Raw genomic sequence first — 24,787 nt, forward strand, 5'->3', positions numbered from 1 at the left:
GGAGCTTTTCCTCAATTGCTTTGATCCGTGCGGAATCTGCTGGGTCTCGTTTAGCCACAGTAGTCATTATGGTTTATCTCCTTGATGTGAAGGAAGTCCCTCACACACAAACCATTAGACACTCTCTGCCGCGGGCGCCTTACCCGCCAAGGCGGGACAGTAGTCTGGCAGCCCCCGCATACTAGCCGTTAGGTCAACAAGCCTAACGGCGACTTCCCGCACCCCAAAACAAACCCCAGCGGGCAAGCGGGCAGGACTATGACTGTGCAGTGGAGATGAACCCAGAAGATCCGTTAAGCCTTTAGAAAACGACGAAAGCCCAGGCCCGTGGCCTAGGCTGTAATGGTCCTGGACTTCGAAAGCGCCGAGAACTTCTTAGAGGTTAGGGAACCAGATGGAGATTTCGCGCTCGGCCGACTCCGGGGAATCGGAACCGTGCACGACATTCTCGCCCACGCTCAAGGCGAAATCGCCACGAATGGTGCCGGGGGTGGCCTTGGAAACCGGATCGGTTCCACCGGCCAGCTGACGCCAAGCCTCGATGGCACGCTCGCCCTCTACGATTCCGGCGACGAGGGGGGCAGAGGTGATGAAGTCCACGAGCTCACCGAAGAAAGGCTTGTTCTGGTGCTCAGCGTAGTGCTTTTCTGCGGTCTCACGGTCCGCGATGCGCAGATCAAGAGCGGCCAACTTGAGGCCCTTGCGCTCGATGCGGGCGATAATTTCGCCGACGTGGCCGTTGTTGACGCCATCCGGCTTAATAAGAATGAGGGTACGTTCAGTCATGCCCCATACTGTACATAATGGGCCTTCCCAATGACGCACTACAGGGGGTGTAAACGCCGCCTCGTACTACCCCTTAACGCAGCGAATGAACTATCTGCTCGGCCTTTTCATAGGAGATACCGCGAAACCACAGTTGAACCTGCTTGACTGCAGTGCCAAATTGCCCCGCATCGAGCAAGCGCCGCAGCTCCTTTTCTTGCTCGGCGCTGAGATCTTCCGCAGCGTAGCTCCGCGCGGGTGCCATGGACTCCCGCAAGCCCAACACTAAAAAAATGGCGGCCACGATAAGGGCCACGAGTGGAGCCCACGGAGCCCCCGTTAGGGCACGTAGGCCTATTGCCGCGGCGCAGCCAAGACCGGCCAAAATGAAATAAAGATAGCGCATGCGCCCTAGTCTATAGGGACTTAGCTGCGCCGAGAGCAGGCCGGCGCTAGGACTTATTGAGGTGCTGCGTGGTGAGGTAACCACGCTTCATTCGCGCTACCAAAGAGGACCGCAGGTAAGCGGCCAGCAGCCATTCGAGGCCAAACACGACCATGATCGCAGCCACGGACCAGTGGACCATTAATCCCAGGACAATACCCAGAACCTGCACGACCAAGATGGTGAAAAGCGCCCAAGAACGCGAGACAAACGCAAGCATGATGAGGTGGAAGGCTACGAGTCCGCCTACTACCCCGATGTTGAAGGGTGTCCACAAAGTGCCGTCATAAAGCTTATAAAGCAGCGGGAAAGCCAGGATCAACGTGATGACTTCCATGGTCAGCGAGCTGGCGATGACCATTCCGTTGAAGCTTTTGATCGGGTCCTTAACGGGTGCATGGCCTAGCCCTAGGGGGCTGATTTCTTCCTCGGGCACCTGATTGCTCATGCAGGGTCCTTTCCAAACATCGCGCGTGCATCCCCGGCGGTGACGACGGAGCCGGTAATGACAATACCGGAACCCGACTGTACCTCCGCATCCTCGGCCAACTCGACGGCCTGGGCATAGGCACTGGCCAGATCATCTGCGACGTAAACGCGTTCTTCACCAAAGATCTCACGAGCGGCCTCCGCCAGCTCATACGCATCCAAGGCCCGCGGCGAAGAGTTCTGAGTAATGACAATTTCGGTCAAATGGGGCTCGAGCGCGCCGAGTACTCCGCGATAGTCCTTATCCGCGAATACCGAAACCACGCCGATTAGCCGCGCGAAATCGAAGTCGCGCTCTAGTGCAGCGCCCAAAGCAGTAGCACCGTGCGGATTGTGCGCCGCGTCAATAAAGGTCGTGGGAGAGGTACGAACGCGCTCCAACCGCCCGGGAGATATGGCCTTGCTAAAGCCCTCGCGCACGGTCGCTGCGTCGAGCGGGCGACCGGCGGAGGCGCCGAAGAAAGCCTCGACTGCGGCCAAAGCTACCGCTGCGTTGCGGGCCTGATGCTCCCCGTGCAGAGGCAGGAAGATGTCCTCATACAGTCCGCCCAACCCCTTAATGTTGAGCTGCTGACCGCCCACCGCGATGCGTGATTCCACGGCTGCAAATTCGGAGCCTGCACGAGCTACTCCCGCATCCACCGCCACGGCGCGGTTCAAGATGACCTCCATGGCCTCCGGATCCTGCTGCGAAATGACGGCGATATTCTCTTTCGGTGTCCGCGGGTCTTCCACATCTGGTCGAGCCTTGATAATGCCGGCCTTCTCCCCCGCAATTTCAGCCAGGGTATCGCCGAGGTACTCGGTGTGGTCCAGACCGATGGGCATGATGACCGCCACGTCTGCGTTAACTACATTCGTGGCATCCCAGGTCCCGCCCATGCCGACCTCAACAACTGCGACATCGACAGGCGCGTCCGCGAAAGCGGCATAGGAAATGGCTACGAGAACTTCGAACTTCGACATGGCGACGTCGGCTAGCGCATCAACCATCTCAACATAGGGCTTGATCTCATTCCACATGCGAACGAAGTCGCGGGGATGAATCGGATGCCCATCGATACCAATTCTTTCGGTGACAAGCTGCAGGTGCGGGCTGGTAACCAAACCCACACGCCGGTGGAAGGCACGCAGCAGCGAATCAATCATGCGCGCAGTCGAAGACTTGCCATTCGTTCCGGCGACCTGGATGACGTCGAAGGAACGCTCAGGATGCCCGAGGAGATCCATGAGCTTTTCAATGCGATCCAACGAAGGCTCGAGCTTAGTCTCAGGCCACCGTTGGTTTAACTCATCCTCCACTGCCGCAAGCGCGCTGACATCAGCGGCCGTGACCTCGAGCGAGGGCGCTTGCTCATACTCATCGGGCGCACCAGTGCCCAGGTTAAGCGTCAGCCCCGACTCGGTGATTTCTACCGGTCCGCCGTCCGTGCCCTCCGCGAGAGCATCGACTACTTCGAAGTCCCCTGGGGAGTCTTTGCTTTCTGGGCCGTCTGGGGTTGCAGATTTTTCCGTCACTACTTGAGCGCCTCCAAGCGTGCCGAGATGCGCTCGACTTCCTCGCGAGCCACCTGCTGACGGGTGCGGATCTTCTCCACCACGGCATCGGGAGCCTTGGCCAAGAATGCGTCATTGGACAGCTTCTTGCCGGTCTGCTCCAGCTCCTTGTTAGCCTTGGCCAGGTCCTTTTCTAGGCGCTTGCGCTCGGCGGCGATGTCAACCGCACCTGAGGTATCCAGCGCAACCTCGATGGTGGCCTGGGACAGGCGCACCTCGATGGTGGCCGAAACCTTGAAGTCCGCGTCGGGTTCGGTGGTGTTGGCAAGGTTGCGCACGAGGCCCTCTTGACCGGCAAGGTCCGCGGCCGCGAAATCAAGCCGGCCCGGCACCTTCTGGGAAGGCTTGACGCCCTGGTCGGAGCGGAAGCGGCGAATCTCGGTGATGAGCTTGACAGCATCGTCGATGCGGCGTGCGGCAACCTCATCCTTAGTGGCACCGCCATTGGTATCAGCCACGGTGGGCCACGGCTGAGTAACAATGGTCTCTTGCCCGCTCAAGGCCTTCCACAGAACCTCGGTGATGAAGGGCATGGTGGGGTGAAGCAGGCGCAGGACCACGTCGAGCACGCGTCCGAGGACTACCTGCGTAGTGCGTCCCTGCGCGGATTGCCCGTCGCGCGGAATCTGCGTCTTAGCGATTTCCAGGTACCAGTCACACAATTCATCCCAGGCAAAGTGGTAGAGCAGCTCGTTGGCTTTGGCGAACTGATAGTCATCCAAGTAAGCATCAACCTGGACGCGCACCTCTTCCAGGCGGTCCAAGATCCAGCGATCCGCATCGGTGAGTTCTTCGCGGTTGGGTAGCGCGGCAATTCCGGCACCGTTGAGGAGCGCGAACTTGGTGGCGTTGAAAAGCTTGGTGGCAAAGTTGCGCGCGGAGGCCGCCGCGTCCGAGCCCAAGGGCAGATCCACACCGGGGTTGGCGCCACGAGCCAGGGTAAAACGCAGGGCATCCGCACCATAGTCGCGCACCCAATCCATGGGGTCGATGCCGTTGCCCAGGGACTTCGACATCTTCCGTCCTTGTTCGTCGCGCACGAGGCCGTGGAGATAAAGGTCCTTGAACGGTACCTGCGGACGGCCTTGTGGCCCTTGTCCCAATAGCTCCGGGGTTTCGGTTCCGGCGAAGGTACCGAACATCATCATGCGTGCGACCCAGAAGAAGAGGATGTCATACGCAGTGACCAGCACGTTTGTGGGGTAGAACTTCTCCAGGTCCGGGGTCTTCTCCGGCCAACCAAGGGTGGAAAATGGCCATAGGGCCGAGGAGAACCAGGTATCAAGAACATCGGGGTCCTGCTCGTAGCCTGCGGGCGCTTCCTCGCCTGGGCCCACACAGACGATATCGCGGGAGCCGTCCTCGCGCTGCGGGCCGTACCAGATAGGAATGCGGTGGCCCCACCACAGCTGGCGGGAGATGCACCAATCGTGCATGTTATCGACCCACTCGAAGTAGCGCGGAGCCAAGGACTCTGGGTGGATGACGGTATCGGACTCGCGCACCGCGTCACCGGCGTACTTCGCCAGCTTGTCGACGGCGACCCACCACTGCAGCGACAACATCGGCTCGATGGGTTCCCCAGAGCGCTCCGAGTGCCCGACCGAGTGGACGTAGGGGCGAATCTCCTTGACAATGCGGCCTTGCTTGGCCAGCTCCTCACGGATAGCCACGCGGGCTTCTTCGCGGCTCAGACCGTCAAACTGCGTGCCGGTTCCGGCTATATGCCCAGTGGTGTCGACGACGATGGGCATGTCTAGCCCGTGGCGCAGGCCCATGGCGTAGTCATTGGGGTCATGCGCTGGGGTTATCTTGACCGCACCGGTGCCGAACTCCATGTCAACGTAATCATCAGCGATGACCTTAAGTTTGAGATCGGAACGGAAAGGGTGATCCAGGACTTGGCCGACCAGGTCTTTGTAGCGCTCATCGTCGGGGTGAACCGCGATGGCGACGTCCCCCAGCATGGTCTCTATGCGGGTGGTGGCGACAACCAAGTGCGGCTCGTCATCATTGAGGGATCCGTAGCGGAAGGAGACTAGCTCGCCTTCGACGTCCTTGTAGATGACCTCAATATCGGAGACCGCGGTTTCTAGGACCGGAGACCAGTTGACCAGACGGTTGGCCTGGTAAATCATCCCGGCATCATAGAGCTTCTTAAACATGGTCTGCACGGCATTCGACAGCCCCTCGTCGAGGGTAAAACGCTCGCGCGACCAGTCCACCGAGTCGCCGATGGCGCGCATCTGGTTTTGAATGGTCCCGCCGTATTCGCGCTTCCACTCCCAGACCTTGTCAATAAACTCATCACGCTGATAGTCCCAGCGAGACTTGCCCTCGGTCTCTTTGAGCTTGGCCTCGACCTTGGTCTGGGTGGCGATGCCGGCGTGGTCCGCGCCGGGCAGCCACAAGGTGGCAAACCCTTGCATGCGCTTACGACGGATGATCGAGTCAATGAGGGTGTGATCAAGCGCGTGACCCATGTGCAGCTGGCCTGTGACATTGGGTGGGGGAAGAACGATGGAGAAAGGCTCGGCCTCGGAGTCCGCATCTGGGGTGAAGTAACCAGCTTCTACCCAGCCCTCATAAAGATCCTTTTCTACCGACTGGGGATCCCAGGATTTGGGCAGGGCATCCGCACGGTTGGTGCCTACCAGTTGCTCTTTATTCTCAACGTTATTTCGCTCATTCACCCAAACGAGTCTACCTTGTGCGTCAACCAGCTCTACACCCTCCTCCCAGGCCGGCTGAGCCGGCCGTTTCCGCATTACAGCGGAACTCCCCTACACGAATGGCGGCTGAGGGTGCCGCGCAAACTACAGCGCTGATTAGAGCAGGTGCTGGACAGCTTCACGCTCGGAGCGCAACTCCTCCACCGAGGCAGCGATGCTTTCCTTCTGGAACTCGCTGAGCTCGAGGCCTTGCACGATCTCCCAGCGGCCATCGCGGGCTACGGTGGGGAAACCACACACCAAGCCTTCATCCACGCCATAGGACCCATCCGAGACGATAGCGGCGGTGCGCCAATCCTCGGTTCCATGAATCCAATCATGCATGTGGTCTACAGCCGCCGAGGCAGCCGAGGCGGCCGAGGAGTGGCCCCGGACCTCGATGATCTCCGCACCGCGATTAGCCACCTTGGGGATGAGCTCGTTGACATACCAATCGTGGTCAACATCGACATTGGCATAGGTCAGATCAGGGAACTGCGAGGCCGAGTGGTTGCCCCACACCGCCACCTTCTCGAACTCGGCACTGGGGGTGCCCAGCTTCTCAGCGAGCTGGCCAAGCACGCGGTTATGGTCGAGGCGCATCATGGCGGTGAACTGGCTGGGATCCAGATCAGGAGCATTGTTCGCCGCAATCAAGGCATTAGTATTGGCCGGGTTTCCCACCACCAAGACCTTGACGTCCCTGTCTGCGAAGTCATTGATCGCCTTGCCCTGCGCGCTGAAGATGGCGCCATTGGCGGTCAGGAGATCTGCGCGCTCCATTCCCTTCGAACGAGGCCGCGAGCCCACCAGGAAAGCCGCCTGTGTCTTGCTAAAGGCAGTCTCTAGATCAGCCGTCACTGTGATGTCACGCAGGAGCGGGAAAGCGGAATCTCGCAGCTCCATGGCCACGCCCTCGGCAGCCTTAACCGCTGCCGGAATCTCGAGCAGGGTCAAGTCCACCGGGGTATCTTTTCCATAAACCTCGCCGGCGGCGATGCGCCACAGCAAGGAATAGGCGATGTTTCCGGCAGCACCGGTCACGGTGATCTTAACGGTGGCCTTAAAGGATTCTTGCATTGTGCCTCCTTGGGGCAAACTAAGTTACTTAGGTTCTCTTTCCACCATAGCCCGCGATCCACAACCCTTGCAGAGTGCCCCTACTCCCCTCTTTTGGAGGCACTCACCCTTGCCAACCCACCTGAACTACCCCCGAATTCCAGGTATTTCTGAAATTCTTGCCCCTTAAATCTCGCTCACTGCGGTTTTTCGGCAAGATGGGACGAGGGACACTGGAGAAAACACCACGGATATGGAAACCCCCGCAGGCAACACCCCAGCTTAGAATCACCACCTCTAGAAGGAACGCAAGGACGGAAATAGCCATGAGCTTCAATGTCAATGATTCTGTCCAACCCGTGCCCGCCTCGAGCGAGTCGCGGTCCGTGGACGCAGTCATCGACGTCGCTATCCAGCAGTTTTCTGAGTTCGGGTATTCCGAGGCCAAACTCGAATCCATCTCTCGTCTTTCAGGGATGTCCAAAAGGATGATCCACTACCACTTCGGGGACAAAAAGGGTCTCTACCGCCAGGCGCTCGCCGTTGCGGCACAAAGGCTCAGCCCTCCGGTTGATGCTCTGGAGATTGAATCCGGCGTTCCCGTAGAAGGCGTGCGCAAACTCGTGGATCGCATCTTCCAACAACACAGTGAGCACCCCGAGGCCCTGTCGCTACTGGCGCAGGAAAACCGCTACCGGCTGTTGGAGAACACCACCCAGGTCATCACCGATGTCAGTGAGGTCTCTCTCCACTTGGACAAGCTGCTTATGCTGGGCCAAGACTCAGGAGCTTTCCGCCCCGGAATCTCCGCCAATGACATCTTTACGTTGATTTCTTCTCTCACCATGTACCGCGTGACTAGTCACGCCATGATGCACAACCTACTGCGAGTGGACATGCTCACGGAGGCCAACACCGCTGGCATGCACAGGCTCATGGTCGATGCCGTGCTTTCCTTCCTCACTGCCAATATCCCGGACTCGGGGCATCAATCTTACCTCGTGGCCGATAGCCCCGTCGAGGAAGACGGCGCTACCGGCTCGGATATCTACTCGGGCGAGGATCCCACCGCCTTGTACTAGGCGGATTCCTTGGCTTCGTCGGAGTAGACGTACTCGGGTTCGCCGCCTGCTACGCAAGCTGCAGTGATATGTACGCCGACGATGTCTTCGCGGTCAGGCAGCTCGTACATGATAGGAACCAACAGCTCCTCCATGATGGCTCGCAGGCCGCGGGCACCCGTCTTTCGTTCAAGGGCGAGATCAGCAATAGCTTCCAGCGCAGCCGGATCAAATTCCAGGTGCGTATCATCCATGTCAAAGAGCCGCTGATACTGCTTGACCAGCGAGTTCTTCGGCTCGGTTAGGACCTTGACCAAAGAGGTCTGATCGAGGTTATCCACGGTGGCCACGATGGGCAGGCGGCCGATAAACTCTGGGATGAGCCCGAACTTCACGAGGTCTTCTGGGCGCACCTCGGAAAAGAGGTCAATACGCGAACGATCTTGCTTGGTTTCTAAACGCGAGCCAAATCCCACGCCCTTTTTGCCCACGCGCTCGGCGATCACATCCTCCAAGCCCGCAAAGGCGCCGGCAACGATGAAGAGGATGTTCGATGTATCGAGCTGGATAAACTCCTGGTTGGGGTGCTTTCGCCCTCCCTGGGGCGGAATCGCCGCGACGGTGCCTTCCAAGATCTTCAGCAGAGCCTGCTGGACACCTTCACCCGAAACATCACGGGTGATGGAGGGGTTCTCCGACTTGCGGGAGATCTTATCCACCTCATCGACGTAGATGATGCCGCGCTGAGCGCGCTCCACGTCGAAATCTGCCGCCTGCAGCAGTTTGAGCAGGATGTTCTCCACGTCCTCGCCAACATAGCCGGCCTCAGTCAATGATGTGGCATCGGCGATTGCAAAAGGAACGTCCAATAGCCGCGCGAGGGTCTGGGCCAGGTAAGTTTTGCCGGAACCGGTAGGGCCCAACATCAAAATATTGGACTTGGCGATCTCGATCTCCTCATCCTCAGCGCGCTTGCGGCGGCTGTCTAGAGCATGGGCCTCTTCCACCTTGATGCGCTTGTAGTGGTTGTACACAGCGACGGCAAGCACGCGCTTAGCGCGGTCTTGCCCGATGACATACTTGTCCAGGAAAGAGGAGATCTCGGAGGGACGCGGCAGGCGTACCTCGGCCTCCTGGCCCTCCTTGTCTTGGGCTGCTCCGAGTTCTTCTTCGATGATCTCGTTGCACAGTTCAATACACTCATCGCAGATGTAGACTCCGCCACCGGCGATGAGCTTCTTGACCTGCTTCTGGCTCTTTCCACAGAAAGAGCACTTGAGCAGGTCAGCGCTTTCTTGCATGCGTGCCATGAAGGATTCTCAACTCACTTTTCTCAACTCATAGAGGCGTGTTCTTCACCGCTGTTCTTTGCGGAATGGGTGAACACACAGACTACTTCCACTCTAGTAAAACAACCCGACTCCCCCGCGGTTCATTCCCTCCGCGTGGCATGACAAATGTCTCCGCACCCACATCGGCCAAGAATCTTAAGACCGAATTTATGGACATATCGGAAGGACTACATTAGCTTTCTTTCTGTGCTGCATCGGGGGGCATGGCAATGCCCCGGCGCAGTATCTTTGACCCACGAAAAAAGGAAACCCTCTGCCCATGGACATCAGGGAACTGATCAACCACTCTCCTATGAGCGCACGGCAATGGTCAATCGTCGCCATCGCACTTTTTCTCAACGCCCTAGACGGCTACGATATCGTCGCCATGGCCTTCGGCTCCAGTGCCGTCACTGAGGCCTTCGAACTCAGCGGGGTACAGCTGGGATGGCTCTTGGCCTCCGCTCTCATCGGCATTGGCCTCGGCTCAGTATTCCTAGCCCCCTACGCCGACCGCTTTGGCCGCACCAAGCTCATCACTATTGCCTTGGTCATCGACTTGTGCGGACTGATTCTCACTGCGCTAGCACCCAATTTTGCCCTCTTGCTTCTTTTCCGAATTCTGACCGGCATCGGGATCGGCGGAGTATTGGTCTGCGTAACTGTCCTCGTCAGCGAATTCTCCAACCTACGCTTTCGCGGATTGGCCATGGCCCTCTACACAGGAGGCTACGGTTTTGGCGCCATGTTCTGCGGCTTCGTGGCCGCACGACTAGGGCCCGTTTATGGTTGGCAGGCCATCTTCTGGGCCGGAGCCGCACTGACCGTCGTAGGCCTAGGGCTTACCATATTCTTCGTGCCCGAGTCTGCGGAGTTCTTGGCCTCGCGTGGGCGCATGGATGAGGTAAGCGCCATCGCCAAGCGCATAGGCGTACAGGGCTCGGCGAGCTTCAGCCCGCGCCCAGTGGAGAAGGCCACGTGGAAAGAGCTTGTGTCCCCGGCGTTTCTCCGCACTTCTATTCAGCTGTGGCTAGCCTTTTCCCTCATCATGTTTGCGTACTACTTCACCTCCCAATGGACGCCCAAACTGCTTCAGGAAGAGGGCCTGACCGCACAACAAGGCATCCTCGGGGGAATCATGCTTTCCTTTGGCGGAACCATTGGCGCCCTGGTCTACGGGGTACTCACCACGCGCATCGATGCCCGCCGCCTCCTCATCCTCTTCGGCCTCGGTTCCGCGGGAGTGCTCGTAGGTTTCATCGTCTCCTCCTCGATGCCCGCCGTGATGTTCATCCTCGGCATCGGCGTAGGTTTGATGCTCAACGCCTGCATCGCCGGCCTCTATACCGTGACTCCCGTGGCTTATCCTTCCGCGCTGCGCACCACCGGAACCGGCGCGGCCATCGGAATCGCCCGCATGGGTTCGACGCTGGCCCCCATCCTGGCGGGTTACCTCCTGGATGCCGGCTGGACGCCGCTAGGCCTCTATACCCTCGCCGGCGCCGCCGCCTTGATCGCCGCAGTCTCCCTCATCGGGCTGCGCGCCCATGGTGCCACGCTGGAGGAGACCGCGCCGGCCCCCGTCGCCGCCTGACTAACGAAGCCGCCTTCATCGCGTACCCCAGACACACCCAAGCCCCGCACATTCAACCCACGCGCACGATGCTGGTGGAAGAAAAGGCGGGGCTTGGGTGCTAGGCGCCGAGCGGATTAGTTGTTGAGCTTGCGGTAATCAAAGACGGAGTCAATGATGCCGTATTCGACTGCCTCCTGCGCGGTAAGGATCTTATCGCGGTCGGTGTCGATGCGGATCTGCTCCGGGGTGCGGCCGGTGTGCTCAGCGAGGGTGTTTTCCATGAGCTTGCGCATACGCTCGATCTCGCGGGCCTGAATCTCCAAATCTGAGACCTGGCCTTGAGTGCCCTGCGTTGCGGGCTGGTGGATGAGAACGCGGGAGTTCGGAAGAGCTGCACGCTTGCCTGGCGCACCGGCAGCGAGCAGGACCGCCGCAGCCGAGGCCGCTTGGCCTAGGCACACAGTCTGTACGTCGGGGCGAACGTAACGCATGGTGTCATAGATGGCCATCAGCGCGGTGAAAGAGCCACCGGGGGAGTTAATGTACATCGTAATATCGCGGTCAGGGTCCTGTCCCTCGAGCACGAGAAGCTGTGCCATAACGTCATTGGCCGAGGTGTCATCCACCTGGGTGCCAAGGAAGATAATGCGCTCCTCGAAGAGCTTGGAATAGGGGTTGGTCTCTTTGGTGCCCTGCGCCGACTGCTCAATGAAAGAGGGCAGAACGTAGCGGGATGAAGGCATTTGGAACTGTGACATGTGGGTTATTCTCCTTAATCCCTTAGTTGCTGATCGGACCGCTGACGGTCTCAATAACGTGGTCGACGAGGCCGTATTCCTTGGCCTGCTCTGCGGTGAACCAACGGTCACGGTCGGAGTCGAGCGTAATCTGCTCGAAGGTCTGGCCAGTGTGTTCCGCGATGAGTTGCGCCATCTCGCGCTTGGTCTGCGCAAACTGCTCGGCTTGGATGGCAATATCGGCCGCGGTGCCACCGACACCTGCGGAAGGCTGGTGCATCATGATGCGTGCGTGCGGAAGAGCAAAACGCTTGCCCTTGGTTCCACCAGTGAGCAGGAACTGCCCCATGGAGGCCGCCAAGCCCATGCCGAAGGTAGCGATATCGCAAGGCGAGTAACGCATGGTGTCATAAATGGCCATACCTGCGGTGACCGAGCCACCCGGGGAGTTGATATAAAGCGAGATGTCACGCGTGGGATCCTCCGCGGAAAGCAGCAGGATCTGCGCGCATAGCTTATTGGCGATGTCATCATCAACCTGCGTACCAAGGAAGATGATGCGCTCACGCAGGAGCCGCTCATAGACGCTATCGCCGAGGTTCATGCCCGCACCGGGCGCGGTCATCTGAGGATTGTCAGACATGTAGGGATTCTCCTTGAGATACGGTTGTTATCTAATGCCACCACATTACTTACCTGCGTGACATTTGTGGGTGCTGTTCGCTATCAGCGTTTGCAGTCCTTTAGTTGCCGCTTTTCACGTGCAGCAGTTGTACAGAACCTGCGGGCGAGCAGGGAGCGAAGACTCGGTGCCCCACCGCGGGAAGGACGCTACGAGAAAGACAAAGGGCCCAGCGCAGCTATTGCTAGCGCTGGGCCCTCAACTCACGTGGAGTAGCTGAAATCTACTCGGACTCGGAAGGGGTGTCCTCTTCCTCAACCTCGCCGAAGTACTGCTCGACATCGACCTTGTTGCCCTCTTTGTCCTTGGCATCGACGCGGCAGATAGCGGCTGCGAGAGCCTTGCCACGACGAACGTCCGCAAAGAGGTTTGCAATCTGGCCATTGGACTGCAGCTGCTGAACAAACTGGTTCGGATCCATGCCGTAGGACTGCGCGGTGAACAAGATGTGGTCCGTCAGCTCCTGCTGGGAGACCTCAGGCTGCTCCTGCTCAGCGAGAGCATCCAGGAACAGCTGGGTGCGCACGGATTCTTCGGACTGCTTGCGCACGTCCTTGTCGAACTCCTCGCGGCTGGTGCCCTGCGCCTCCAGAAGCTGTGCAAGAGCCTTCTCGTCGTGAGCGAGCTGGCCAAGTACCTGGTGCAGCTGGGAGTGGACCTGCTCATCAACGATGGAAGCAGGAAGCTCGAAGGAAGTCTTTGCCAAAGCAGCCTTGAGAACCTCGTCGCGGATGCTGGCGGCCTGCTCCGACTTCTTGGACTCCTCGACCTGTGCCTTGGTGGACTCGCGCAGCTCTTCGATGGTGTCGAACTCAGAAGCCATCTGAGCAAACTCGTCATCGAGCTCCGGAAGCTTGCGCTCCTTGGTCTGGTCGACGTGGACCTTGATGGTGGCCTCTTCGCCCTTGTGGTCACCGGTCTGGATTTCGGAGGTGAACTCCGCATCCTCGCCGCTCTTCAGGCCACGCAGGGCGGTGTCCAGCCCCTGGATGAGGTCGTCATCACCGATGCGATAAGAAAGACCCTCAGTGGAGGCCTCGTCGACCTTGGTGCCGTCAATCTCGGCGGTGATGTCAACGATGGCGTAGTCACCGGTCTTCAGCTTGCGCTTGGTGTCCTTGAGCTCGCCGAAGCGCTCCGCCAAGTCCTCGAGAGCCTTGTCAACGTCTTCCTCGGTGATCTCCGTAGCTGGAACCGTGACGCTAAGCTCAGCGAAGTCCGGAACCTCGAACTCGGGGCGAACGTCTACCTCAGCGGTGAACTCGACAAAGTCGTTGTCTTCGATCTTGGAGATGTCAACGTCGGGTTGGCCAATGACCTTGAGCTCATTCTCATTTACAGCCTGCTCGTAGCGGGTAGGCAGCATGTCATTGACAACCTGCTCGAGGATGGGGCCGCGGCCAAAGCGGGCGTCAATAAGCTGGCGGGGTGCCTTACCCTTACGGAAACCGGGAATGGAGACCTGCTGCGCGATAGCCGCGTAGGCCTGGTCGATTTCCTTGTCCAGCTCAGCAAACGGAACGTTGACGGTGAGCTTGACACGAGTATCGCTCAGCTTGTCTACGGTGGTCTTCACGAGTAACTCTCCTGGCTTCTTGAGGTGTTTAGTGCAAAATTAAAAACAGGGGTCTGGAAATTCCATAAAGGGCATTTCCAGACCCCCATACGTCGGGGCGACAGGATTTGAACCTGCGACCCCCTGCTCCCAAAGCAGGTGCGCTACCAAGCTGCGCCACGCCCCGTATGTAGGCCACTGCGACATGTGAACATGTAGCGCAGGTGCGTTGCATACTGGAGCAAGTGTAGCGGGTCTGGGCCAAAGCACCCAACATAGCCCCCACGCTTATTACATATTCGCAGTTAATGGATACTTTTCAGCGCTTGCCGACGACGCCCTTACAACGCCGAAATCAACACCTAAAGTTGCAAAAGACACCCTCTACAACGACAAGGCACCCAGCATCCCCACTGTCGTGGGAGCTGGGTGCAAAAATTAAGTGCTGCAACGCCCGGAGAGAGCCTGCAAACTTAGGGTTGAGAAGTCACGGCCTAGAAATCAAAGCCGAGGTCGAAACCGCCGCCGTCTCCTCCGTCACCGCCAAAGAGACCGTCGAAGAAGCCGCCTTCATCGCCGCCCCCCATGTCTCCGCCGTCACCAGCATCGCCGCCGTCACCAGCATCGCCGCCGTCACCCATGTCTCCGCCGTCTCCACCATCAGCACCGCCATCACCGGAGTCTCCACCCCAGTCCCCACCTTCGGCCTGCTCACCCGAGTAGCCCACGCCGGCCATGCCAGCAAACATAGCGTTAAACATCATGGAATAGCCGAGCATCCACACGCCAGTGGTGAGCGCATCGGCCCACCACGGCCGCGAGTACCAGCCTGCAGGAACAGGGCGCCCAGCGACGGTGCCACCAGGGTAATAGTTGGGGGTCTCATCCGAGGCATAAGGCGAAGCGGTAAGCGTTTCGCCATTGGCTTCGACCGTGCGCTTCTCCGTGACTTTGCCCGCCGCACGCTGGCCCTCCAGCGGTGGCAGTTCCGGGCCGGCGCTCATGCCCATGATTTCACGGGCGGCATTCACGTAATGCAAGCCCTCCAGCGCGGATTCCCTAGCCAACTTAGCCTGCTTAACAGTGTTTGCCTGGGAGATGGCCGAGTTAGCTGCAGTGAAACGCTCCGAAGCATCCGCCATTGCCTGCTGCGATGCCAAGTCTGTGCCAGAAATCTGCATCACCTGCCCACCGAGGCGCTCAATCCACCTCCGCGCGTCCGCCTGCGCATCCGCCAAGGCCTCAGACGCGCGCAATTCTTCGCGCTGCTTACCGTTACGCGAGATCAAGTAGGCGGCACCGCCGCCCAGAATAATGAGAATCAATAACAAGCTCACTGGGGCATCACTTCCATCTAAAGGCTTCAAATTCAGGGCCGTAGGTCTCCGCGCCTGCACGCAAAAACGCTGTTTAGCAACATTCCTTTCAACGACCAGCCTATCGAATTAGTTCCCCATTTTTCTTCTGGCGACCCCGTGCGCTAAAGTAGAGCGCGCGTCAGAAAATGACCCTATGGGAATGTCGTATAGTGGCTAATACCTCAGCCTTCCAAGCTGAAGACGCGGGTTCGATTCCCGTCATTCCCTCCACTAAAAACCGCCCCGTGACCTGCGCAGACAGGCCGCCGGGTGGTTTTGTACTATCTGGTATCAGAAACGATGGCAGCCAAAATGGCAGCCAGACACAAACAATTAGTACAAAATCCCCCTAGCCTCGATAGCGCGATTCACCCCCGCCCAAGGCTTAGAGCCTGCTGGTGCTGCTAATCCGTGGGGTGTGGGGGCTGCTGCGGGATATTTGCGGGATGGGGGGCGGTTTACTGTCGTGGGATTGTCATGGGATTTATGCCCTGCAGGGGCCGGGAGGTTTTGACTATACATACCAAATATGTGAACCCCACCACAAACATTGCCCACCAACTAGACACTACTGTGCACACGGTATACACTTAGGGTATCAGCAAGAAATACCAACCGAAAGGCAAGACAATGAGCACCCCACGATTCATCAACCAGGCCGGAGAATGGCTAGTCCGCATCCCCAAAGCAGACTTCGAGCAGGGAAAAGAAATCACAGTCCCCAAGAAAACCGGCGAATCCAAAGTTCGAATCGATGACTGGATGGAAGAAGATGGCGATGACTACCTCTGCGCATTCACCGACCTAAACCCTAAGCCTAAAAAATCCACCCCACGCAAAGCCTCACCCCGCCGCCCCAAGGCCCAGGCTGGCACTAGCGCCACCGCCCGCCAGCTTGCATTCCTGCAAAAGCTTCTAGACCAGAACGCGATCAAGCTCGCCACCGACCTCTACGATTTTGACGGCCTGCGCATCGACGTGAGTGATAAGAAATCACTCACCAAAAAAGACGCATCATTTTTCATCGACATGCTCAACGCATAGGAAAGGACACCATCATGAACACCCCTAAAATCACTGCATCAATAACCGGCCAGCTAGAAGAATCTGTAGGAAGTCTGAGCATCCTTGACGTAGGGAAGCATGTCCCCAGGGGGGAAATTGTCTCCACCCCTGCGATGGACATTGTGACAATCTGCCGAGACGGGGAGGAAATCGACGAGGTTGCTGTCGAGCCCTGCGAGGATGCGGCCCCTTATGATGCGGCTGTCCGCAATGCTGGATACGACAATTTCACATGGATCTAGAAAAGCCCAGCGGCAAAAGTGGAGGATTACCTCCGATTAGGATGCAGGACAACCCTCAATGAAAGGCCGCTGGGCCTAAGGGCAGGATACCACATATGAAAGGAAACCATCATGCATTCTGAACGCTCGGATGAGAAGATTTTGATGGATGCGCTGCAAGCCGCGAATGAGGCAGCGGAGAATGAGCGACGGGCGCGGATGCACCTAGCCGAGGAGGCAGGGCGGGTCGCCGCAGCACCCTATTCGAATGTGAGCGCCATCGCCGCCATGCTAGGCAAGACGCGCACCACCATCACGAAATGGCGTGATGCTTGGCTAGAAAAGAACGCATAGTGCAGAGCATGTCTTGTAGCCCCTACTTCCACGCCTAGCGGGGCTTTTTCTTTGCCCTAAAACGACGAAATGACCCCCACCGCAAGGGGTGAGGGTCAGGGTTGTGGTTCATCGCGTGCGCGGTAGGTCGGCTCGTAGGCCAGGATTTCGGCTAGATCTTCCACGTCGGGGAGGTCTGGCACGCCTGCCAGGTGCTCGGGGGGCTGCGCGGCTCGCCATACTGTGACGCGCTGCAGGTAGTCCAGGAAAGTATGCAAACGGAGCCGAAGTCGGTGAGAGTGAGTTTGCTCGGAATGCAGGTCAGAACGCAAGGCCTCAACATTCCGGGTTAGCCCCTCGATCTTCGCGTCTTGCTTGTCTACGCGCTCGGCTAGGTCATCAATGAGGGATTGCTGCGTCGCAGTTTTTCCCTCTTCCTTTTTGCCTTGCTTACCGATCAGTGCGACTAGCACGCTAGTGATGGCGACTAGCCCACCGCCGGCTAAAAGAGTTTGGAGCCAGTCTGGGATCATTGTCCCACCGCCCTATGCCGATCACGCCCCGCGATCCATGAACTCGCGGCAGCGGCTACGGCAATCAGCCCGTAGTTTTTCGCACTCACCCAGCCCCTATCCCAGTCGGCGATGAAAAACCCCCAGCACCACAGCACTACGGCGGCGGCGATGAGTGCCATGCCGATGATGCGCATCCATGAGCCGATGGGGCTGATGCGCAGGCCGGGTGGGATTACCGAGCCGATGGTGAGGATTGCGGCGATGACGGCCCACATCACCCAGATGGGCATGTGTACGATCCGTTCTACTAGCAAAAGGTGATCGGGTGCGCCGCTAATGTACGCCCAGCTTGTGGCTGCTGCCCAGCCAGCCCACCCCAGAGTGATGAGCCGGGGTATCAGGGCAGGCCACACCCTCATGCCGTAGTGGGGCCGGTGTAGACGGGTAGGTCTGCGCTTTCCGCCTGTGCTACTGCCGAGGCCGCATCCTGCTTTGCGGACTCGACGCTGGCGGCGGCACTATCGGGGTATGGTGTGCGGGCTTCCTTGATGGTGATAGCTGCGAGCTTGGCCTGTGCTACAAGGTCATCTACCATAGACGGGGTGAGCTTCGCGGCTGCCACATCAGCCCGTGCCTGTTCAATCTCAGACAGTGGTACGTCTGAGCCTGGATTGGCCTTGATGGCCGCACCGAAAAGACCCAGGCCGGCAACGATGCCCAGCACCTTATCGGCATTGCCGAGCCACGCGTCGGATTGCTCCGGGGTGATTACGCCAAAACCTACCGCTACCAGCAGCAATAGCGCTACTAGTGTGTATGCGATTCGACGTATGAGCCACGGCTCCCAGCGAGATTTCTTCGAGTCCTTGATGGTGTGAGTTCCCATTACTTCTTCCCCTCAATCTCTTTGCGTAGGTCTGCGATGTCATGCCGGATAGCTGCGATAGCATCTACCAGCGTGAGATTCTGGCCTTTTTCGTTTTTGCCGAGCTGCGGCCAGCCCTCCCCCTGGGGGCCTCGAAGCTGTCGCCACACCTCCTGCAACGCATCAATCTGCGGGCCAAGATAACCGGTGATGAAATCGGTAAAATACTTAGTGATTCGGTCTACTGCATTCATGTCGAGTTCTTCTTTCCTGATTGTGGTTCCGGTGAATAGGGCACGTAGTTCGTCCTCCGTGCCCCGGTAGGCGTTGACGTCGACGCCTTTAACCCAGCCGGGTACGCGGCCAAGGTCGGTGAACTGCCACAGGTCGGGGCGTCGGTCGCCGAGGGGGTAGAGCCAGATGCTCGAGGAGTCTCCGGGGTAGATGTCGCGGTACGGGCCGTCAGGCCGGGAGCCGTAGTGGGACACCCAGATTTTCCCGCCGCCCTCCTCTGCCGACGGCTCGCCGCCGGGTAGGGCCTCCCAGAAGTTCGCCCGGGAGTAGGCTCCGATGACGTACATTCCGCGGCGGCGGAGCGCATCACGAAAGGCCACGACCTGGGTGCGGGTGATTCCTTCTTCTTCGACGTCTATCCAAACACCTGCTCCGCCTCCGCAGGCGTCCCAAATGGTTTTGGCTGCATCAGCCTGCGTCTCGATGGGCTGGTTCGGGCGTAGCCACGAGTAGTAGGCGTAGGGCTTTCCTGTGCGTCGCCAGTCGGTGATGTGGCTGACGGCTACCCAGTCGAGGTGGGCGGAGCCGTAGTTGGTGCGGATGATGCAGAAGTCCGCACCTGTGGCTGTGAGGTCAAGTCCGTCCTGCCATTCACTGACATCAAGGCCGATAAGCGTGCCCACGGTCCCTCCTCCTTCTTGCTGTTGTGGTTGGTCTGGCCACCCGGCACCCGCGAGCCACGGCACTGGGTCGACCTGCGAGCTCTGCGCCCACACTGTGGGGTGAACCTCGAAGTGTATGTGCGGCGCAACACCGCCATTCGTGCTCGAATCCGGGTTGATGCGTCCAATACGCTGCCCTGCCTCCACCCGCTGACCCAGCGTGACCTCCCGGATAATGTGTCCGTAGACTGTCGTGCCTGAACCATCAGCGGTGGGGTGGTCGATGACTACCCAGCCAGCCGGGTCTGGCCCGCCGAAGCCGGAGGCGGCACCTGCGTGAACAACGGTGCCGCCTTGTGCGGCGAACACAGGATCACCGCCTGAGCCGCCGTCGCGGCCATAGTCTGCACCACGGTGCACACTGCCCCACCGCGGGCCGAAGCCTGAGGTGAGCACTGCGCCCGATCTAACGGGCATGAATCTTCGTGCCATATTGAGCCCTCCTTTGGGCATGAGTTAAGCCCCTACCGTGGTGCGGTCAGGGGCATGAGTAAAGCCCATGTCCGACACTCTCGGTAGAGTGCCGTGCATGAGCGAGATGATTGAGATTGTCCCCTCCCAGTGCCCACAGTGTGGTGCGTCGTGGGGCCAGCCGGGGTCGGTGCGTCCAAGCTGGGGTGCACCCCTCGGACAGAAGCACGGGCGCACATGGTGGTGCGACACATGCGGGGCCGAGGTGTATCAGGGGGAGATCAGGGCTAAACGCGGGTAAAAATGTAGGGGTGGGGCCTCCCCGATGACGGCCACACTGCTTTCCCAGCAGGAATAACAGTGCCCGCGCTGATAATGACCGCGCCCGTGCCGTCCGCATTCCACTCGAATACCGCCTTAGGGCAGGTCACAGGGTATTTGAAAGCCACACCGCGATTCTCACCCGTCCCCACCGGATAGCACAAGGCATTGGTAGGGATCGACCCCCAGACTTTGAACCCCTGTCCTTGAAGGGTGATCGATCTCATAAGTTCATACACCGTTTTCCCGGCAAGCACGGCGCGCTGTACTTCCCGCGCACCGACAAAAAGAGACGCCGGTTCTTTGCCATTAATCCTCACCAGCATTATCCCACCACCAGATACAGCGTGGTCGCCACAGGATAATATGGCATAGCGGTGACAACCTCAATTTTCTTCACCGCGCTACCGCCATCGACACGAGTAGCTAGCCCGTCCGTAAGAGCCTGCGTACTAGCTTTACCTGCAAGCGCACTATCAAGCCCTGTAACCTGCTCCGTAGTGTGAGTGTGGGAAACATCTGCCTTTCCCGCAAGCCCGTCCGAAAGAGCCTGCGTGGAAGCCTTGGACGCAAGGGTGCTATCCAGCCCCGTCACCTGCTCCGTAGTGTGAGTGTGGCTGGCATTAGCCTTGCCAGCGAGACCGGTGGTGAGTTCGGAGGTTGTGGGCGCGCCCACATCAGCAGCGCTTAGCACCACTGTGCCGACCTGCCCATTCACGGATTGCACTGGGGCGCCAGGCGACGATGCGAGCGGTACCCACGATGCCCACTGACTAGACTCGCCGGCACCCAGCATGTACGTGCCCTTATCCGCCCCGGTGGTGATGATGCCCACATCGCCCTCCTGTGCCGTGAGTGCCAGCAGAGCAGACCGGCTAGTCACCGACTGGGGCTTAGTCAAAGCCACCTCCGGTATCTGCGAGGTGGGCACCTTACCGCCCACAAGATCTGCTTTCGACGTGATGGCAGAAGCAATCTGCGAGGACACAGCACTAGGTGTAGTGCGCGTGTCTCGCTGTGTGTCCACATACGCTTTTGACGCTGCCGCATCCGCAGAATCCGGGTCGCTGGGTACCGAAATATGCCCACTCCCCCACCGCTTCACAATCGCATTCGCTTCCGGCTGCACGGTAACTTTGCTCGCCAGCTTCGCGTCCGTGATGGAACCGTCAGCGATATTCACAGCCGTTGCGTCCTTGCCAGGCTCACCCCGCAAAGACTCACGCTGCTCCTCGGTCAGCGCGTCGAATGCGACCGTGCCGTCCTGACCTTTAGGCCCAGTCAGAGGTGGGGAGGACACCCCATTGACGGAGAGGACATCACCATTCCAGGTGGTGGTGCCAACCATATTCGCCGCCCTATCCGCCTCCTGCTTAGCTTTGCCCGCCTGCGTTGTGGCCGTGCCAGCAGCCGTTCCAGCCACACCAGCAGCAGCCTCAGCAGCCTCACGATCCGACTTAGATCGCCCCGCATCCGCCTTAGCATCAGCAGCAGCAGAGGTAGCAGTAGTGGCGGCAGAAGTAGCAGTGCCAGCAGCGGTAGAAGCCGCCGTGGCAGAAGAAGAAGCAGACCGGGCAGACCCATCCGCAGCAGTAGCCGACGAGGCCGCCGCCGAAGCAGACCCACCAGCAGCACCAGCCGCCTCCACAGCCCGCTCCGCATCCAACGACACCGCCTCAACCTGCCCCGCAGCACCGTCCAAAAACTCCCGGTAATCCGTCGGCACCGGCACATGCAGCATGTCGAAACCGTCAAGCTCAATTAGAGCCCTGCCGGTGCGGATTAGGTCATCATCATCGGCGAAGTTACCACTGATCTTTCCTTCGAAGTCGGCCACGTTTCCCCTCCTGCTTCACATCGCGATTGCTCAATGAACGCAGGATCCCACGGGTGGTCTTGCGGTCATTTTCCCCGCTTTTACCCCTCGTCTATCCATGTGATTTTTGCGCTGGCGCCGTTGATTTGGCGGTTCCACGCGTTTCCGTGGCTGGATTTTGCCTGCACCGCGAGGACAGACCCAGCCGGTAGCCGTCGCCTATCCATCGCCGCAACATGCTTGCGCCTACCCTGCCCAATGAGGGGTGCGCCCTCCTGTGACGCGCTACTCGTCGCGTCCTGCCCATTGACGGTGACGCGCAAATCGTAGGAGTCGAGGAATGATTTGTTCTGCCACCACAATTGTGTGGATAGCATGACCTCCGCATCTTTGGGCAGAGTCCACGATGTGAGCGTCGTCCAATCATTGCCCACCGTCTGGTCATCAATCGTGGGAGTCACCGTCTTAGGCACGCCCGGATTCGCCGTGATAGTCGCCTGAAAAGAACCAATACCCTGGCTAGAGTCCAAAAACAGATATTCAGGGTTAGGGATTTTTAGCTTTGTCAGATAAACATACTGCCCATACACGGGGGGCTTTTGAGGATCTATCGCAGCAAGAAGCACTAGTGTCCCAGTCCACCCTTGTTTAACCTCCCAAGAGACACGGTTGCCAGAGCGCATGAGCTTGAGCCACTCATTTTCGACACTGGACTCGGAGTAGTCGAGCATCAGTATTTGTGTTTGCGTTTTCTGCAATTTTTCCATGGTGTCCTGCATCTGCGTGATCCACGACTCGTGCATCTCTATCGTCTCTTTAGACAATGCCAATGCCCGATCCTGAGCCGCATCAATAGCCTTCTGCTGCTCCTGAAACTCAACATTGATGCGGTTGAACTCCCCCTGTTCACCCCACAGGGATGCTTGAAGCTTGGCGTCGTACTCGGAAAAATCGGCATCGGCAACGGTTTTAGAAATCCGCTCTGACAAGTCCTTAGAAACCTCAATGAGGGATTTGTTAACCACAGACGCAGAATCATCTGCGATCGCCTTAACCTCCTCCTTTGGTACTTTCTGATCGGGTGCGAGGATCGCTTTGGTGCCCGTGTTCTCGGCCTTCTCCAGACGCTGTTGCAGATTCGCCAGAACACCATTAACCACTCTGCCCATGATCGGCTCGACGGTAAGCGGCTCCTCGGGGCTGGCCTTCAAACTGAAACCCATGATCACCTCGGACACGCGGGTATTACCATCGACAAAACTAACCCGGTCGCCCGGTTTCCAGCCCGGCACCACACGCCCATTCGGCAGTGCCACATCATCACCAAAAACTACGGCTTGATGATTGCCCGGGGTGAAACTCATCGACGTAGACCCCTGGGATTTAGCCCATTCTCTAGCGACCTCCGAGACGGGGTTAGCCCCGCCCGAGCTGCCGAGGCTCATGTACTTCTCGCGGAGGAAGAATGGGCCGGCCTGCGCAATGTCGATACGCCCACCAGCTTTACTAAATGACACCCCAGTGCCGCTGATGGTGGCGTTAGGCTGCACATCCACATCCAGCTGCTCTACAGCCCCAGGAAGCCCGGCACCCGACGGTAGGACAGCCGATGCGGTGGACTCATCCACATTCTCCACAGTGCCCGACGGCTGCAAAACCCCGGACTCCAGGGCTGCTATAGTCTGCGCATCCATCTGCCCGCCGGCGATCAGCATCGCCCCATCTGGTGCCGTCTCCGTGGTCGACCATGCTTCCAAACCACCACCCGGGGAGGAGGAGAATACTATGCCTCGCCGGTCGCGGCCCGCGTGCTGCCACACAAGAATCCCGGGCGTTTGTTTCTGTTGATCACCGCGGGGGAGGTACTTTTGGGAGTCCTGCTCAAACTCGGATTGTGTGGCAATAATCCACGTTGCACCCGATTTCCATGCGTATGCCGCTCCAGAACCAATACGAGAATAGGCCTGTTGCTCGGTTAGCGCCTCACCCGCCATGCTTCGAAGAAGTCCGGCCTCGGCACACTGCACCAGCTTAGGTGCGGTGGTGCTGGACAAAGCCCCCGGTTTGAAGAACGTGACGTAGTGCGGGCGACCATTCTTAGCACCGTACCCGGCCTTGATCTGTTCCCGTGTCGCCACGTGCACAATCTCCGGATCAACATCGTCAAAATAACCAACAGGGCGCTCCACCACAGTCTCAAACGGAATCCAGCACACCCCGCGCAACGGCTCGGTAAGCACAGCGCCCTCAAAATCAACAAGGCCTTCGCCACCCCAAGAATTATCGGGTAGTACCGGCGTGTCATCGACTAGTGCGGCTCCATCAATACGCGGTGAAGTAGTCGCGTTAGGCCACATCCCAGCATCAAGCTGCGACTGCTCCCACTGCCGCTCCATGACGCCCGCATAGTGAAGCAGTTTTCCCGCGCCGGGTAGGGGCTGCCCGGGCCGTAACTTGCGCACCTGCACGAAAGAGTTTGAACCGGACAAAGGATCTGCTAGAAGATCTCGCACATAATCCTCCGTGCGCACCTCAATCTCAACATAATCACCCGGATCATCAATCAGGACATAGCAGGGCAGGCCGGTGCGCACCGCGCCACGAGAAACTAGCCGTGCAGTAATCTCCCCTAGACGCCCTTTCTCTACCTCGGAAGAGCCATCGGCAGCAGAAACGATAGGGCCCCGGCCCAGCATCCGCCCAAAATGCTTATGATCACTAATCATGTGGCCCTGCACATAGGCTGTACCATCAGACTTTTTGCCTGTTTCTGCACTGTCGATCATGCCATCCCAGCACACGCCGTTCAGCTCAAAAGACACCGGGACGGGAATATGCCGGGAGGAGCGCACCCGGGGCGCTAAAGCATGATCTGCTGGGATAGTGAATGATCCCTGTGTCACCTCCCAATCTTCCCGGCCCTCCAGCGTCAAATCACTGTAGTTAGCTAGAGGCCAC

General features: G+C 58.8%; 22 protein-coding genes and 2 tRNA genes. 6 read left to right on the top strand and 18 right to left on the bottom strand.

The window, feature by feature from the left end; genetic code table 11:
- Positions 1 to 375: 375 nt before the first annotated feature.
- The 6 genes from ndk to F4V60_RS09075 form a co-directional block, all read right to left on the bottom strand.
- Positions 376 to 786 (bottom strand): nucleoside-diphosphate kinase, encoded by a 411-nt coding sequence (gene ndk, locus F4V60_RS09050; protein ID WP_075730280.1) that lies wholly within the window; start codon positions 784 to 786, stop codon positions 376 to 378.
- Between the two features lie 73 nt (positions 787 to 859).
- A complete protein-coding gene (locus F4V60_RS09055; RefSeq protein WP_075730281.1) occupies positions 860 to 1,171 on the bottom strand; it encodes a hypothetical protein in 312 nt (103 codons plus the stop codon).
- 46 nt (positions 1,172 to 1,217) lie between these two features.
- Positions 1,218 to 1,658, bottom strand: a complete 441-nt coding sequence (locus tag F4V60_RS09060) for a DUF4233 domain-containing protein (protein ID WP_075730282.1) — start codon at positions 1,656 to 1,658, stop codon at positions 1,218 to 1,220.
- Positions 1,655 to 3,217 carry a bifunctional tetrahydrofolate synthase/dihydrofolate synthase gene (folC, locus tag F4V60_RS09065; RefSeq protein ID WP_075730283.1) on the bottom strand — a complete coding sequence of 521 codons (1,563 nt, stop codon included), beginning with the start codon at positions 3,215 to 3,217 and terminating at the stop codon, positions 1,655 to 1,657. Before folC ends, F4V60_RS09060 begins: the two co-directional genes overlap by 4 nt.
- A complete protein-coding gene (locus tag F4V60_RS09070) occupies positions 3,217 to 5,949 on the bottom strand; it encodes a valine--tRNA ligase (RefSeq protein WP_075730284.1) in 2,733 nt (910 codons plus the stop codon). Before F4V60_RS09070 ends, folC begins: the two co-directional genes overlap by 1 nt.
- 135 nt (positions 5,950 to 6,084) lie before the next feature.
- Complete coding sequence (locus tag F4V60_RS09075) at positions 6,085 to 7,047, bottom strand: malate dehydrogenase (RefSeq protein ID WP_075730285.1); 963 nt, start codon at positions 7,045 to 7,047, stop codon at positions 6,085 to 6,087.
- A 305-nt stretch (positions 7,048 to 7,352) separates the two neighbouring features.
- On the opposite strand from F4V60_RS09075, the gene F4V60_RS09080 reads away from it, so the two are divergent.
- On the top strand, positions 7,353 to 8,108 hold the full coding sequence (locus F4V60_RS09080; protein ID WP_075730286.1) for a TetR/AcrR family transcriptional regulator: 756 nt from the start codon (positions 7,353 to 7,355) through the stop codon (positions 8,106 to 8,108).
- Here F4V60_RS09080 and clpX read toward each other — a convergent pair.
- Positions 8,105 to 9,397: an ATP-dependent Clp protease ATP-binding subunit ClpX gene (gene clpX / locus F4V60_RS09085; RefSeq protein WP_075730287.1), complete on the bottom strand. Its 1,293-nt coding sequence runs from the start codon at positions 9,395 to 9,397 to the stop codon at positions 8,105 to 8,107. The two genes, F4V60_RS09080 and clpX, sit on opposite strands and share 4 nt — an antisense overlap.
- A gap of 301 nt (positions 9,398 to 9,698) precedes the next feature.
- On the opposite strand from clpX, the gene F4V60_RS09090 reads away from it, so the two are divergent.
- Entirely contained in the window at positions 9,699 to 11,012 is a 1,314-nt protein-coding gene (locus F4V60_RS09090) for an MFS transporter (RefSeq protein WP_075730288.1), read from the top strand.
- 116 nt (positions 11,013 to 11,128) lie between these two features.
- On the opposite strand, the gene F4V60_RS09095 is transcribed toward F4V60_RS09090, so the two are convergent.
- The 5 genes from F4V60_RS09095 to F4V60_RS09115 form a co-directional block, all read right to left on the bottom strand.
- Complete coding sequence (locus F4V60_RS09095) at positions 11,129 to 11,752, bottom strand: ATP-dependent Clp protease proteolytic subunit (protein ID WP_075730289.1); 624 nt, start codon at positions 11,750 to 11,752, stop codon at positions 11,129 to 11,131.
- Positions 11,753 to 11,774: 22 nt separating this feature from the next.
- Entirely contained in the window at positions 11,775 to 12,374 is a 600-nt protein-coding gene (locus F4V60_RS09100) for an ATP-dependent Clp protease proteolytic subunit (RefSeq protein WP_075730290.1), read from the bottom strand.
- A gap of 262 nt (positions 12,375 to 12,636) precedes the next feature.
- The gene (gene tig, locus F4V60_RS09105; protein WP_141256077.1) at positions 12,637 to 13,989 is read right to left on the bottom strand and encodes a trigger factor; all 1,353 of its coding nucleotides are present in this window, start codon (positions 13,987 to 13,989) and stop codon (positions 12,637 to 12,639) included.
- A gap of 92 nt (positions 13,990 to 14,081) precedes the next feature.
- A tRNA-Pro gene (locus F4V60_RS09110) sits at positions 14,082 to 14,155 on the bottom strand.
- Positions 14,156 to 14,462: 307 nt separating this feature from the next.
- Entirely contained in the window at positions 14,463 to 15,305 is an 843-nt protein-coding gene (locus F4V60_RS09115) for a hypothetical protein (protein ID WP_075730292.1), read from the bottom strand.
- 177 nt (positions 15,306 to 15,482) lie between these two features.
- Between F4V60_RS09115 and F4V60_RS09120 the strand changes: the two genes are divergently transcribed.
- The 4 genes from F4V60_RS09120 (at position 15,483) to F4V60_RS09135 (ending at position 16,966) form a co-directional block, all read left to right on the top strand.
- A tRNA-Gly gene (locus F4V60_RS09120) sits at positions 15,483 to 15,557 on the top strand.
- A gap of 399 nt (positions 15,558 to 15,956) precedes the next feature.
- Positions 15,957 to 16,370 carry a hypothetical protein gene (locus F4V60_RS09125; RefSeq protein ID WP_075730293.1) on the top strand — a complete coding sequence of 138 codons (414 nt, stop codon included), beginning with the start codon at positions 15,957 to 15,959 and terminating at the stop codon, positions 16,368 to 16,370.
- A 14-nt stretch (positions 16,371 to 16,384) separates the two neighbouring features.
- Complete coding sequence (locus F4V60_RS09130; protein WP_075730294.1) at positions 16,385 to 16,633, top strand: hypothetical protein; 249 nt, start codon at positions 16,385 to 16,387, stop codon at positions 16,631 to 16,633.
- Between the two features lie 111 nt (positions 16,634 to 16,744).
- Positions 16,745 to 16,966 (top strand): helix-turn-helix domain-containing protein, encoded by a 222-nt coding sequence (locus tag F4V60_RS09135; RefSeq protein ID WP_075730295.1) that lies wholly within the window; start codon positions 16,745 to 16,747, stop codon positions 16,964 to 16,966.
- A 95-nt stretch (positions 16,967 to 17,061) separates the two neighbouring features.
- Here the strand turns inward: F4V60_RS09135 and F4V60_RS09140 are convergent, their stop codons facing one another.
- From F4V60_RS09140 to F4V60_RS09165, 6 genes are all read right to left on the bottom strand, one after another.
- Positions 17,062 to 17,418, bottom strand: a complete 357-nt coding sequence (locus tag F4V60_RS09140; RefSeq protein WP_141255961.1) for a hypothetical protein — start codon at positions 17,416 to 17,418, stop codon at positions 17,062 to 17,064.
- A gap of 56 nt (positions 17,419 to 17,474) precedes the next feature.
- Positions 17,475 to 17,750: a hypothetical protein gene (locus F4V60_RS09145; protein ID WP_141255959.1), complete on the bottom strand. Its 276-nt coding sequence runs from the start codon at positions 17,748 to 17,750 to the stop codon at positions 17,475 to 17,477.
- A gap of 125 nt (positions 17,751 to 17,875) precedes the next feature.
- The gene (locus tag F4V60_RS09150; protein WP_075730298.1) at positions 17,876 to 18,346 is read right to left on the bottom strand and encodes a hypothetical protein; all 471 of its coding nucleotides are present in this window, start codon (positions 18,344 to 18,346) and stop codon (positions 17,876 to 17,878) included.
- Complete coding sequence (locus F4V60_RS09155; RefSeq protein WP_084559188.1) at positions 18,346 to 19,713, bottom strand: peptidoglycan DD-metalloendopeptidase family protein; 1,368 nt, start codon at positions 19,711 to 19,713, stop codon at positions 18,346 to 18,348. The genes F4V60_RS09150 and F4V60_RS09155 overlap by 1 nt, the downstream gene beginning before the upstream one ends.
- A 625-nt stretch (positions 19,714 to 20,338) precedes the next feature.
- Positions 20,339 to 21,850, bottom strand: a complete 1,512-nt coding sequence (locus F4V60_RS09160) for a phage tail fiber repeat family protein (protein ID WP_075730300.1) — start codon at positions 21,848 to 21,850, stop codon at positions 20,339 to 20,341.
- An 80-nt stretch (positions 21,851 to 21,930) separates the two neighbouring features.
- Positions 21,931 to 24,651, bottom strand: a complete 2,721-nt coding sequence (locus tag F4V60_RS09165) for a hypothetical protein (RefSeq protein ID WP_141255957.1) — start codon at positions 24,649 to 24,651, stop codon at positions 21,931 to 21,933.
- Between the last annotated feature and the right edge of the window lie 136 nt (positions 24,652 to 24,787).

Source organism: Corynebacterium flavescens (assembly GCF_008693105.1).
Lineage (GTDB): Bacteria > Actinomycetota > Actinomycetes > Mycobacteriales > Mycobacteriaceae > Corynebacterium > Corynebacterium flavescens.

Excerpts from the sequence above, each read along its gene's own strand:
- F4V60_RS09075 (WP_075730285.1), bottom strand. The coding sequence starts at position 7,047 with ATGCAAGAATCCTTTAAGGCCACCGTTAAGATCACCGTGACCGGTGCT.
- F4V60_RS09130 (WP_075730294.1), top strand. The coding sequence starts at position 16,385 with ATGAACACCCCTAAAATCACTGCATCAATAACCGGCCAGCTAGAAGAA.
- F4V60_RS09060 (WP_075730282.1), bottom strand. The coding sequence starts at position 1,658 with ATGAGCAATCAGGTGCCCGAGGAAGAAATCAGCCCCCTAGGGCTAGGC.
- F4V60_RS09125 (WP_075730293.1), top strand. The coding sequence starts at position 15,957 with ATGAGCACCCCACGATTCATCAACCAGGCCGGAGAATGGCTAGTCCGC.
- F4V60_RS09095 (WP_075730289.1), bottom strand. The coding sequence starts at position 11,752 with ATGTCACAGTTCCAAATGCCTTCATCCCGCTACGTTCTGCCCTCTTTC.
- ndk (WP_075730280.1), bottom strand. The coding sequence starts at position 786 with ATGACTGAACGTACCCTCATTCTTATTAAGCCGGATGGCGTCAACAAC.
- clpX (WP_075730287.1), bottom strand. The coding sequence starts at position 9,397 with ATGGCACGCATGCAAGAAAGCGCTGACCTGCTCAAGTGCTCTTTCTGT.
- F4V60_RS09100 (WP_075730290.1), bottom strand. The coding sequence starts at position 12,374 with ATGTCTGACAATCCTCAGATGACCGCGCCCGGTGCGGGCATGAACCTC.
- F4V60_RS09080 (WP_075730286.1), top strand. The coding sequence starts at position 7,353 with ATGAGCTTCAATGTCAATGATTCTGTCCAACCCGTGCCCGCCTCGAGC.
- F4V60_RS09155 (WP_084559188.1), bottom strand. The coding sequence starts at position 19,713 with ATGGCACGAAGATTCATGCCCGTTAGATCGGGCGCAGTGCTCACCTCA.
- F4V60_RS09150 (WP_075730298.1), bottom strand. The coding sequence starts at position 18,346 with ATGGGAACTCACACCATCAAGGACTCGAAGAAATCTCGCTGGGAGCCG.
- F4V60_RS09055 (WP_075730281.1), bottom strand. The coding sequence starts at position 1,171 with ATGCGCTATCTTTATTTCATTTTGGCCGGTCTTGGCTGCGCCGCGGCA.
- F4V60_RS09090 (WP_075730288.1), top strand. The coding sequence starts at position 9,699 with ATGGACATCAGGGAACTGATCAACCACTCTCCTATGAGCGCACGGCAA.
- F4V60_RS09135 (WP_075730295.1), top strand. The coding sequence starts at position 16,745 with ATGCATTCTGAACGCTCGGATGAGAAGATTTTGATGGATGCGCTGCAA.
- F4V60_RS09145 (WP_141255959.1), bottom strand. The coding sequence starts at position 17,750 with ATGCCCATCTGGGTGATGTGGGCCGTCATCGCCGCAATCCTCACCATC.